This is a genomic window from Pseudobutyrivibrio sp., from assembly GCF_017471675.1.
In the GTDB taxonomy this organism is placed as follows: Bacteria; Bacillota; Clostridia; order Lachnospirales; family Lachnospiraceae; genus Pseudobutyrivibrio.
On sequence record NZ_JAFUSK010000022.1, the window covers coordinates 54,097 to 66,144 of the forward strand.

At 39.3% G+C, this 12,048-nt stretch carries 10 protein-coding genes; all 10 read right to left on the minus strand.

Annotated features, from left to right (window positions below; all coding sequences use genetic code 11):
* Nucleotides 1-583: 583 nt before the first annotated feature.
* Entirely contained in the window at nucleotides 584-2,227 is a 1,644-nt protein-coding gene (locus IJ535_RS03570) for a putative manganese-dependent inorganic diphosphatase (RefSeq protein ID WP_294298950.1), read from the minus strand.
* Nucleotides 2,228-2,246: 19 nt separating this feature from the next.
* Nucleotides 2,247-2,897 (minus strand): hypothetical protein, encoded by a 651-nt coding sequence (locus IJ535_RS03575; RefSeq protein ID WP_294298953.1) that lies wholly within the window; start codon nucleotides 2,895-2,897, stop codon nucleotides 2,247-2,249.
* 28 nt (nucleotides 2,898-2,925) lie between these two features.
* Nucleotides 2,926-4,323 carry a glycine--tRNA ligase gene (locus tag IJ535_RS03580; RefSeq protein ID WP_294298955.1) on the minus strand — a complete coding sequence of 466 codons (1,398 nt, stop codon included), beginning with the start codon at nucleotides 4,321-4,323 and terminating at the stop codon, nucleotides 2,926-2,928.
* A 15-nt stretch (nucleotides 4,324-4,338) separates the two neighbouring features.
* Entirely contained in the window at nucleotides 4,339-4,917 is a 579-nt protein-coding gene (locus tag IJ535_RS03585) for a hypothetical protein (protein ID WP_294298958.1), read from the minus strand.
* Between the two features lie 56 nt (nucleotides 4,918-4,973).
* On the minus strand, nucleotides 4,974-5,111 hold the full coding sequence (locus IJ535_RS03590) for a hypothetical protein (protein ID WP_294298959.1): 138 nt from the start codon (nucleotides 5,109-5,111) through the stop codon (nucleotides 4,974-4,976).
* On the minus strand, nucleotides 5,108-5,833 hold the full coding sequence (gene recO, locus IJ535_RS03595) for a DNA repair protein RecO (RefSeq protein ID WP_294298961.1): 726 nt from the start codon (nucleotides 5,831-5,833) through the stop codon (nucleotides 5,108-5,110). Before recO ends, IJ535_RS03590 begins: the two co-directional genes overlap by 4 nt.
* A complete protein-coding gene (gene era, locus IJ535_RS03600) occupies nucleotides 5,834-6,748 on the minus strand; it encodes a GTPase Era (RefSeq protein WP_294298964.1) in 915 nt (304 codons plus the stop codon).
* 134 nt (nucleotides 6,749-6,882) lie between these two features.
* Nucleotides 6,883-9,795, minus strand: a complete 2,913-nt coding sequence (locus tag IJ535_RS03605; RefSeq protein ID WP_294298966.1) for an insulinase family protein — start codon at nucleotides 9,793-9,795, stop codon at nucleotides 6,883-6,885.
* Between the two features lie 17 nt (nucleotides 9,796-9,812).
* Nucleotides 9,813-10,685 (minus strand): mechanosensitive ion channel family protein, encoded by an 873-nt coding sequence (locus IJ535_RS03610; protein WP_294298969.1) that lies wholly within the window; start codon nucleotides 10,683-10,685, stop codon nucleotides 9,813-9,815.
* 94 nt (nucleotides 10,686-10,779) lie between these two features.
* Nucleotides 10,780-11,943 carry a phosphoglycerate dehydrogenase gene (locus tag IJ535_RS03615; protein WP_294298976.1) on the minus strand — a complete coding sequence of 388 codons (1,164 nt, stop codon included), beginning with the start codon at nucleotides 11,941-11,943 and terminating at the stop codon, nucleotides 10,780-10,782.
* Between the last annotated feature and the right edge of the window lie 105 nt (nucleotides 11,944-12,048).

The following is a 12,048-nucleotide window of genomic DNA, read 5'->3' on the forward strand; positions in this document are numbered from 1 at the left end:
ATGCTGCTTAGATATCATCTGTATGTGCATTTTCACATTTTAATGTGAAAATCACTTGCTATGAGTGGCCATCTAATGACCATCTCCTCCTTATTAAAAAAAAAGCGTGCATGAAAAAACACTATTGTGAGTACAATAGATAAATAAAAAGATATAACGAATATTTCGATCCTTAACATCCTTGTCCTGGTAACGAAACCTATATGAGGTTGTGATGTAACTTAAAATCGAGATTCAGAAATCCTTTTCATTTATCTCTAAATACTTTATCGGATGATGATTGGAAAACTTAACCCCTAAATTGAAAAAATTTAAAAAATATTTCTGTAGGTAGTTTTTACCCTCATCCGTCACCTGCGGTGACACCTTCTCCCGGAGGGAGAAGGCTAGGCTTTTTTAGCCTTGCAATACTTATATCGGACGTACCGTTATAAACTTAACCCCTTTTTGAAAAATTTTTCAAAAAATTATTTTAGCTATAAAAAAGGTGTTACAGCAAAGACTTAGTCTTCTTGTAACACCTATTATAACATCTTTAATTGTTCTTTACCGTTTTTCACGGAATTGTCATAAATAAATTATTCTATTCCTGCAATGATTCCATAATTGGTGGAATGAGCTGCTTCTTACGGGAAACAACTCCCTCTAGCATGTAGCTGTCTGTTGCAACTGGCATACGGAATGCGTCTGCAATAATCTTGCCAGCATCTGAACCTACAAATAAAAGCTCTGTAGTTTCATTTAGAATATCTGTAAGCATTACAAATACTGCATTAAGGCTAGATGATGCAAGAACTGTATCCATATAAGCCTGCAAATCTGGCTTAATGATATTTAGCTGGCTTCGGGAAACTGAACTAACCTGTGCCACGCCAAACTTAATCTCACCGCTTGTAAATACCTTGTAATCCTGATGGAATATCTGGTCTGCTGTACGATCCTTGAAATCACTTCCTGCTTCAAACATAGATGTTGCAAGCTCTGTAACATCTACACCTGCTATCTCAGCAAGCTCTCTTGCAAGAGATTCATCTGTAGGTGTGCAGGTTGGTGACCTAAACATAAGGGTATCCGAAAGGATAGCTGAACAAAGTATACCTGCAATATCCTTTGGAATATCAACCCCTCGCTCCTTAAACATAAGGGTAACGATGGTAGCTGTAGAACCTAAAGGCTGATTTCTAAATAATATAGGAGAAACAGTCTCCAGTGAACCTAATCTGTGGTGGTCGATGATTTCTAGAACATCAGCCTGGTCGATTCCATCTACCGCCTGAGATTTCTCATTGTGGTCAACAAGAATTACTCTCTTCTTTTGCATATTCAAAAGAAGACGTCTTGAAACCATACCAATATAATGTCTATTCTCATCTAAGATAGGGAAATCTCTATGTCTAACAGATTTCATTACCTCTCTTACTTCATCAACATAGTCGTCTAATTCGAAGCTTATGATATTATCCTTTTGCATAAACTGTCTAATAGGCATAGACTGATGAATAAGACGAGCTACTGTAAATGTATCAAACTCAGTAGTAATAAGAACTACCTGCTTCTTTTCAGCAAGCTCTGCTACCTCTTTTTCAACCTTGCTTGCGCCGCAAACAATCAGGCAGCTACATCCTGCCTCAATACAGATAAGCTGACGGGCTGTAATGTTACCAACAATCGCCAAATCATCTGTCTTAATATCATCAATAAGCTCCTCACGGCTGTTTGATGCAATAACCACAGAACCTTTTACAAAATAAGCATGTGGATTTCCTGTAACAAGTCTACCATTAAGTGTGCTTATAATATTAGAATACTGAGTACGTGAACGGGATAAAATACTGTTATCGTATATATCCATGTATGAATAAGCGATATCACCATTTACGATAACACCCTCTAGCTTACCTGTTCTTGCTACAACAGGAAGAGTAACAACATCCCTATCAAGCATGATTTCCCATGCCTTCTTTAACGAGATGTGTCCGTCAACACCCTCTAACTGTCTGTACTCGATATCCATTAGCTGTGCACCTACGTCAGAGATTGTCTCTGGCTCCGGTACGTTAAAACGATTTAAAACATAACGGGTTTCTTCATTTAGTGGACCCGCCTTCTTTGGAACAAAATTATCACCACTGCTAAGTGCATTCTTAAGATAAGAATAAGCTATAGCAGCACAAATACTATCTGTGTCTGGATTTTTGTGACCGATTATATAAACTGACTTCGGCATATTTCCTCCATTTTATCTCTTAAAAAATTCCTAAAGAATGAATAAATGAAGCTGCTGATAATCCAAGTGAAACTACTAATAAAACTATTACTACAACAGAAAGTTTCTTAAGTGAGCTGTAATGCTCTACAGCCTTAAGAGCCTGTTCTTCACTGTTGTCATGCTCCTTTAATAAATCCTGAATCAAGCGATATAAATGAACTGATTCTGAATGTGTCTTCTCAGAAAGCTCGCTTTGGATTGAATCAAGACCTGCTGATACATTCTTAAGTGTATCCTGTAAATTCTTGCTGTGAGTCTCGTAAGATTCCTGGTTGCCACTAACCTGTCCTTTAATATCAACCTCAAGCTGATCCATGTTGTTCTTAACAACCTGCATCATTCTGTCTACCTGAGTCTCTACATCAGCAACAAGATTATCTGCTTCCTCTTGCTTTCTTGCAAGCTCCTCCTGCAACTTTACATTTATTGCTTCTTTTTCTCTAACTATTGCTTCTAACTCAGCAGCCTTCTGCTCCTTCTGAGCGATTAGCTGCTGAAGCTGTGTTGCTTTTTCACGAAATGCATCGATTTGCTCTAATAATAAATCCTCACCTAAATCAACAGAAGGTTTAGCTTCTTCAAGCTCACGAACATCTCCTTTAACGCCCTCTACATTAGGGTTTTCCATAGCATTAATCCTCCTTAATATACATTAATTAAAATGTAAACTTGTCTGCAAAGTATGCATCCAAATCAGCGATAGCAATACGCTCCTGCTCCATTGAATCACGATGACGGATTGTAACCATATGGTCTTCCTCTGAATCGAAATCGTATGTTACGCAGAATGGAGTACCAATCTCATCCTGACGACGATAACGCTTACCAATGTTACCTCTGTCATCAAACTCGCAGTTATACTTCTTAGAAAGCTCTGCAAAAATCTTTTCTGCACCCTCATTAAGCTTCTTAGAAAGTGGAAGCACACCAATCTTAACTGGTGCAAGTGCTGGATGGAAATGAAGTACTGTACGTACATCGCTTCTATTCTCATCACCGATTTCTTCCTCATCATATGCTGCGCAAAGGAATGCTAAAACTACACGGTCAGCACCAAGTGATGGCTCGATAACGTATGGTAAATACTTCTCATTTAACTCATCATCAAAGTATGTAAGATCCTGACCAGAAACATTCTGATGCTGAGTAAGGTCGTAATCTGTACGGCTTGCGATACCCCAAAGCTCGCCCCAACCAAATGGGAATAAGAACTCGATATCTGTAGTGCCTGTTGAGTAGAATGAAAGCTCCTCTGGATCATGGTCACGAAGACGCATCTCATCTTCCTTCATGCCAAGTGAGATTAACCAATCACGGCAGAAGCCTCTCCAGTACTGGAACCACTCATCCTGTGTGCCTGGCTTGCAGAAGAACTCAAGCTCCATCTGCTCAAACTCACGTGTACGGAATGTAAAGTTACCAGGTGTAATCTCGTTACGGAATGACTTACCAATCTGGCCAATACCAAATGGAACCTTCTTACGAGATGTACGCTGAACATTCTTAAAGTTAACAAAGATACCCTGAGCTGTCTCTGGGCGAAGATAAACAGTATTCTTAGCATCCTCAGTAACACCCTGGAATGTTTTAAACATAAGGTTGAACTCGCGGATATCTGTAAAATTATGCTTACCACATGTAGGACATGGAACATTGTTGCTTTCGATGAATTCCTTCATCTCTTCCTTGCTCCAACCATCTACTGATGACTTAAGCTCAATACCCTTTTCAGCTGCAAAATCCTCAATAATCTTATCAGCTCTAAAACGCTCGTGACATTCCTTACAATCCATAAGTGGATCTGAGAAAGAACCAAGATGTCCTGAAGCAATCCATGTTTGTGGATTCATAAGAATAGCACAATCAACACCAACATTGTATGGATTCTCCTGAACAAACTTCTGCCACCATGCCTTCTTAACATTGTTCTTAAGCTCTACACCAAGGTTACCATAATCCCATGTGTTAGCAAGACCACCATAGATTTCGGAGCCTGCATATACAAAGCCTCTAGCTTTTGCAAGAGCAATTATTTTGTCCATTGTTTTTTCCATGATATATATTCCCTTCTATTTATTACTATATATTATATAAACCAAATCCGTAGCATCTGCATTGCCATCCGCCTGAGAAATGGTAATGGTATCTGAATCTACAAGTGTGATATCTGCATTAGAGACGTAGGTAATGTCGCCAGGGACTGTAACAGTAACATTCTCATTAACTACTGCAACATAAGAATCAGCAAATATCTCATCTGCATTAATGACATTAGCCTCTAGTAGCTTACCATCTGCCACCTGTGAAAACAAGGCTGCAAAATCATATCCTGCCTCTACTGCATCAGTATAAGACCCATTATATGTTTCATATGAAGTAAATGAACTATAGCACTGGGCATCCTTATAAGTAGCCTTAACATAGGCCTTGTCACCACTAACCTTTAGCTTGTTAAGAGCAATAGCCTTATTGCCATAGGTATCATTAAAGCTATCTATTAAATCTGTAGTGTAGCTTTTAAACTCTGACTTAGAATAAGTGTCTGAGTCAAAGTCTGTAACTTCCTCGAATACAACCTGTCCATCTGCTGTAAATGTAAGCTTGGATGTATCGGCTGTCTTGCTTGAATTAAGCGCAATACCTATCAACTTTATAATGATAAAAATTAACAGGGCTGCAACTATTATAATGCCTGCTCCAAAAATTATTCGATTGCGTAAAACTTCTCGCTGTCTTCTTTTCTTCTGGCCTCCTGCAACTCCCTTGAAGCCACTCCCTGTCTAGGACGGGCCCCTGTATTTCTAGAGCGCATACCAGGTGTCCTTGACTTATTAGTTGTCATAAAAATTCCTCGCTCTTATATTTGTGCGACCTATAGTTTAATCTATAAGCGTCCAAAATTCTAGTCAATTCTTCCTCAGTTTCTCCATTCAACACAAAAGTATACAACTTTTCAATGCTTGAGGAAACAATAAATTGCATAGCATATAGGGTTGAGGTGGAAATTTTTATTCCTGCCTCAAGATTTTCGCATTTATCACATAGCATTCCATGGTGTTTTACAGAAAATGCTGTAAGATTTTCCTTGCTGCCACATTTCATACAGCTAAATACATTTGGATACTCTCCATCTATAACCCATGTTTTTAAATCATAGATGTTCTTAAGTAACCGATGACTAAACTTGCCCGACTCCAATGCCCTAAGGCTTTGATATAAAAGTGCTAGTCTAAGCCTTTCGTCTGCGCCGTCCACTGCAAGAAAGTTTGCCACCTCTAAAAAATATGACCCTAAGCAAACCTTATCATAATCCATTACAAGATCCCTAAAGTAATTAGAAATATTAGCCTTGCTAACATGATAAGAATTTCTTCCTTCAAAAGCATCAAATGTACCGAAGCAAAATGGTGAACAGGCTGCTATAAGGGGATTATTAGGGCGTCTGGCTCCCTTTGCAAAGGCAGTCACTTTACCGGATTCCTTTGTAAGGATAACCAATCTCTTATCAAATTCGCCCACATCAGAGCTTGATAGCACTAACCCTGTCAGGGTAACAAGTCCCATTTAGTTCAAATCCTCTTTCTTGTATCCAAAATTCTTAAGTTCGAAATCACTATCTCGCCAATCCTTCTTAACCTTAACAAAAAGCTTTAGATTGACCTGAGCCTCTAGCAGCTTTTCAATCTCATAGCGGGAATTAGTGCCGATTTTCTTAATCATGGCGCCGCCCTTTCCTATGATAATGCCCTTGTGGGAATTCTTCTCGCAAATGATAGTAGCTTCAATATCCCACATAGGTCTTTTCCCTGGTCTTTCCTTCATACTGTCAATAAGGATTGCAATGCCGTGTGGCACCTCGTCATTAAGAGCATGAAGAGATTTCTCACGAATAATCTCTGCTGTAATCTCTCTAAGGGTTTGATTGGTAACAGTCTCCTCATCATAGAAGGCTGGTCCCTCAGGAAGATAATTAAATATGGTTGAAAGCAAATCATCACAGCCTTCCCCATGAAGAGCTGATACTGGAACAACCTCTGCAAAATTGCACAAATCCTTGTACGCTGAAATAGCTTCACCAACCTTGGCACCATCTGCCATATCTATCTTGTTAATTACAAGAATAACTGGTGCATCTACAGTGCCAAGAAGCTCTGCAATCTTCTTATCACCTGCGCCTACCTTAGTGTCCGGCTCAATAAGCCAAAGAATAAGGTCTACGTCATTAATGGTACCCTTGGCTGCTGTCATCATGTATTCACCAAGCTTGTTCTTAGCCTGATGCATACCTGGAGTGTCCAAAAAGACAATCTGTCCCTTTTCGCTGTCTGTGTAGACAGTCTGGATTCTGTTTCGTGTTGTTTGAGGTTTGTTGCTGGTGATGGCAATCTTTTGACCGATAATATGGTTCATAAGAGTGCTCTTGCCTACGTTTGGGCGGCCTACTATAGTAACGAAACCTGATTTAAAATTTTCACTCATTCTAATACCTCTAGATACACCCTCATCCGTCGCCTGCGGCGACACCTTCCCCCTTTTGTGGAAGGCTTTCTTATGGCTTCCCCCTCTGGGGGAAGCTGTCAGCGCAGCTGACTGATGAGGGTGCTCTTCCTAAATTAATTATATAAACTCTCTATATTATTAAATAGTTCCTTATTCGCCTCGATTACAGATTCATTACCTACGACGCATACATATCCCTGCTCCATAGCTGCATCCACAGGCGCAGCTAGTGCACGTATATCCTCCACAGTAGCATCCAATACCTCATCACGAGTGCGCTGAAGAATATCCTGTGTAACACCAGATAAGTAACAATTAAGCCCTCTAAGCCCTCTCTGGGATGGTGTAAGAGGTGTATCCATTCCACTAACTGTTCCTATTATATATTTGGTCATGTCGCGTTCGTCTGCATCAAAGCTTCTTAGATAATCACCTGTCTGCTCAAATACCTTTATTGTCTCAGCAAGATTTGGGTCACGGTATGAAACAAATACCATATCTCCCTGGCGACTTGCATTCATATTGCAGCCATAGGCTCCACCCTGAACTCTTACCTTTATCCAGAAATAATCATAGCCTAGGATTGTGTTGAGAATCTTATAAGCTCCACTATAATTATATCCTGCTTTAACAAAATCTCCAGCCATGGCAACATATTGAATCTGAGAGGCATCCTTTAAAGCTTCCTTAACAGGATGTATCTCAAAGCTGTCACTACCCTCAAACTCTAACCTTTGCTGGGTAAGCATTGGCTTTATTTGAGCTACAAGCTTCCTTGATTGTTCTAAAGCCTCACCCTTGCCAGTTGAAGAAATCAGCAGCCTATCCTTAGAAAAGATAATCTCGCTAATTTTATTAAGTGTAGATATAATTTCCTCTTTTCTAGCTTCAAAGTTGTCTTCTATATCTTTTAGGAAGCGATAAAAGCGAACTCCGTTTCCAAGGTCTGCTATATTTGCACGCCTTGAATATCCACAGCGAGCTCTTGTGGCAGCCACCTGATTGCCTCTGGAATTTAGGATGTATTCCATTTGAGACTTTTCAGCTGTAATAAGCTCCTTTAACCTCTTTTCATCTGAGAAATTAGTATTGCATATCATTTCAAGGACAAGATCCTTGGCATTTTCTGCTTCCTCATAAATGAACTTTGAACGAACCTCAAAGGTCATTTTGCACTTATCACTTTCACCATATATCTCATGAACTGCTGTGTTTGTAGTAATTCCACCAGTGTGCAAATACATCTCATTGGTAAAATCAGTATAGCTGTAATTCTTTGTATCCATTAGACCAATAAACCGTTCTAGCATTGATACATAAGGCACTGATTCAAGTGGAAGGTCTGATATATCAAACACCATATTAAAATAATGGATGCCATTAGTGCTTACCTTGTGATGAAGGATTGTGGTTCCATCTTCCTCATAAACAGCCAAATCAATAGGCCTAGCCTGGCGGGTTAAATCGTATCTGCTAAGAAGAGGAATCTTTGCCAAATCCTCCTTAGGGCTAGGTGTTTGTTGATATTCCTTTAAATAAGCTGTATGCTCAACAATCTCTTTTATCTCTTCTGCAGACATGGATGCTTTGATGCCTGCAAGCTTAACCTTAAGTGCTTCGTCATCGGCTGCTGTAAGACCCTGCTTAGGGCGAAGTGTAACTATAGATTTATGCTTATTTGATAAAAGGAATACATCGGCAATATAATCAAACAATCCGTTATCAACTCTTGATTTAATTTTCTCCAATATCTCTACACCATGTAGATGTAAGAATGGCTGATTCCTATCATATAGCCAACTATCAAGAAGCTGCAGACCTATAATGAGTCCCTTAGGCGCACTACCAAAATCTAACTCTCTGGCCCTAAACTGCTCTCCATTAATAGCAGCGTATAATGATTTTTTATCGATGCCCTTTTCAATCTGCTGCTTAAGAGTGCTTTCGATTATCTCAACAAACTTATCCTTGTCTTCTTCATTGGCACCTCTTGCCACAATAGAAAAATACATCTGTCTTTGAGAAGATTCAAAAGAACAATCAACATCTTCTGCAATGTTAGCATCTATCAAAGCCTGATATAGTGGCGCACCAGGTGCTGAAACAAGTGCATAATTTAAAACATCAAAAGCCCTGTACATATTAGGGTCTAGAACATCTCCAATACAGACATTATAAGAAAGATATGCATTGTTAGCCGTATCCTGGTCTGCCCCGATTGGATAATCAACTGTTATCTCTACAGGCTTATCAAAGGCAGGCTGCATATTAATCTCAGAATCCACCTGCAAATAGTCATAGTAACGAAGATATTTAGTATCCAGGTATTCTAACAGCTCATCTATATCCACATCTCCATATACATATATGTAAGAATTGCTAGGATGATAGTATTTACTATGGAATGCCAAAAAATCCTCATAGGTAAGAGTTGGTATTACCTTAGGATCACCGCCTGATTCAATAGCATAGGTGGTATCAGGAAATAGAGAATTAAGTATCTGGCGAGACAACACATCATTTGGTGAAGAATATGCGCCCTTCATTTCGTTGTAAACAACGCCGTTGATGGTTAAATCACTATCTTCATTCTCCATCTCGTAGTGCCAGCCCTCTTGCTCAAAGATTTCACGATATTTGTAGATGTTTGGATGGAAAACTGCATCCATATATACATCTATAAGATTCATGTAATCTGTTTTGTTAGTGCTGGCTATTGGATAAACTGTCTTATCCGGATATGTAATAGCATTAAGGAATGTGTTAAGACTTCCCTTTACAAGCTCTACAAAAGGGTCCTTTACTGGATATTTTTCAGAGCCGCAAAGTACAGTGTGCTCAACTATGTGAGCTACACCTGTAGAATCTTTTGGGGGAGTCCTAAATCCAATATAAAATACTTTATTATCGTCATCATTTGAAATAAAACAAATACGAGCCTTTGTCTTCTTGTGCTCAAATATAAATCCTAAGGAATCAAGCCCCTCTAGCTTTTCCTCTTTTAATAATTCGTATGCGTTATTCAATATTATGCCTTTCTAGTCTATTTATCTTTAATATGGACATCCAACTGATTGAAGCAAATCTCAATACCAGCTTTATCAAATCTATTTTTAATTTCTTCTAAGGTGTCCCATTTTGCCTGCCAAAAGTAATCAATCTCTATAGGGAATCTAAGCCCTAGCAGCACTGCACTGTCTCCCAGCTCAGATACAAACACCTGAATAGGGAGATTATCTACCCTATGCTCGCAGTTTTCTGCAATATATTTAAGGATTTCTTTAGCCTTTTTGATATCGCTATCATAGCTAATGCCAACAGTCTCATTAAAGAGGCGATATTCCTGGGCTGTACAGTTGGTAAGAGACGCTGCTGAAAGTGTACCGTTTGGAATCTGCACCAATCTGCCATCCACCATCTTAAGAGTGGTATAAATGATATTAATCTTGCTAACAGTACCTTCCTGCCCAGTGGCATGCTCAATAATATAATCCCCCACCTTGAATGGATGCATAAGAAGAATCAATATACCACCAGCAAAATTGGAAAGTGCCCCCTGCAGTGCAAGACCAATGGTCACACCAAATCCTGCAACAGCGGCAGATATTGAAGTGGTAGTCACCCCAAACAATCCAAGTATAATGGTGAGTAATATAATATAAAGAATCCATCTAAGAACCGACTCTAAGAAAGTCTCAACACCAGGATCAACGTCCTTAATGTTCATTGCCCTGTGAAACAGCTTTATAACACCTTTTATAATGCGAGTTCCAATGAAAAATACGATAAGTGCCAAAATAGCACTCCAAAAGAAACTCCAGAACTTAGGAACCAAGCTTTCTAATTGCTGCTGAAATACTCCTGTTTGAATATCTTGAACCAGCTCATCTGCTGATACTGTTTCTACTGTATCCATAGCATCCTCCAAATCTTTACAATCTGTAGTATTATAACACACTTTAGAGGATGAAAAAAGACGGCTAAATCAGCCGTCTTTCTATTCTTTGTATTTATTTTACCACTCTAACCTTAATTACCCCATCAACCTTTTCAATTTCTGCGATAATTTCATCAGTTAGCTTTGTTCCTAAATCAAGAAGTGTGTATGCGAAATCTCCGCGGCTCTTGTTAGTCATGTCATCTACGTTTACATTCTCCTTGCTAAGGATACCTGTAAATGATGCGATAAGACCAGCCTTGTTCTTGTGAAGAATGGCTACACGGCTTTCTGCAGAGCAGATTCCCATATCACAATCTGGATAATTTACTGAGTGGATGATGTTGCCATTTTCCATGTAATCCATGATTTCCTTAACAGCCATCACTGCACAGTTATCCTCGGCTTCTTCTGTAGAAGCACCAAGATGAGGTGTACAGATAACTCCCTTAACACCAGCTACTGTTGGGTTGGCAAAATCTGTAACATAGTGACGAATTTTACCTGATTCGATACCGTTTATTACCGCTGCCTCGTCAACAAGCAAGTCTCTTGCAAAGTTAAGGATTACTACACCCTTTTTCATAAGCTGTACAGCTTCCTTGTTAATCATTCCCTTTGTAGAATCAAGAAGTGGAACATGTACTGTAATGAAATCACATTCCTTATAGATTTCTTCTACATTAGTAACATGCTTAACATTGCGAGACAGATTCCATGCTGCATTTACAGAGATGTATGGGTCATAGCCAAGAACCTCCATTCCAAGATGTGTGGCATCGTTAGCAACCTTTACACCGATAGCACCAAGGCCAATTACACCAAGCTTCTTACCAGCAAGCTCTGTTCCGGCAAAAGCCTTCTTAGCCTTCTCTGCTGTCTTTCCAACATTTTCGTCATCCTTGTTTTCGTTTACCCACTGGATACCACCAATGATATCGCGTGATGCCAAAAGCATTCCGGCGAATACAAGCTCCTTTACACCGTTTGCATTAGCACCAGGTGTATTAAATACAACGATTCCTTCCTCTGCACATTTATCAAGCGGAATGTTGTTAACGCCTGCTCCGGCTCTTGCGATACATGCAAGCTTCTTGCCAAGCTCCATATCATGCATTGCTGCTGAACGAACTAAGCATGCATCTGCATCGCTAATATTTTCAACCTTTTTGTAATCTGTTGAAAAATTTATAAGACCCTTATCTGAAATTGGATTCAAACAATTATATGTAAACATTCTATAACCTCCATAAAATCCTAGTCCGCCTGTTACGGTAACAAGCATTATATTACTCCAGTCATCTGATGATTCCCTTGAGTAATATAATAGCTTGTTACCTAC

Coding starts and splice junctions, on each gene's coding strand:
- IJ535_RS03615 (WP_294298976.1), bottom strand. CDS start 11,943: ATGTTTACATATAATTGTTTGAATCCAATTTCAGATAAGGGTCTTATA.
- recO (WP_294298961.1), bottom strand. CDS start 5,833: ATGGGACTTGTTACCCTGACAGGGTTAGTGCTATCAAGCTCTGATGTG.
- IJ535_RS03590 (WP_294298959.1), bottom strand. CDS start 5,111: ATGACAACTAATAAGTCAAGGACACCTGGTATGCGCTCTAGAAATACA.
- IJ535_RS03580 (WP_294298955.1), bottom strand. CDS start 4,323: ATGGAAAAAACAATGGACAAAATAATTGCTCTTGCAAAAGCTAGAGGC.
- IJ535_RS03570 (WP_294298950.1), bottom strand. CDS start 2,227: ATGCCGAAGTCAGTTTATATAATCGGTCACAAAAATCCAGACACAGAT.
- IJ535_RS03575 (WP_294298953.1), bottom strand. CDS start 2,897: ATGGAAAACCCTAATGTAGAGGGCGTTAAAGGAGATGTTCGTGAGCTT.
- IJ535_RS03610 (WP_294298969.1), bottom strand. CDS start 10,685: ATGGATACAGTAGAAACAGTATCAGCAGATGAGCTGGTTCAAGATATT.
- era (WP_294298964.1), bottom strand. CDS start 6,748: ATGAGTGAAAATTTTAAATCAGGTTTCGTTACTATAGTAGGCCGCCCA.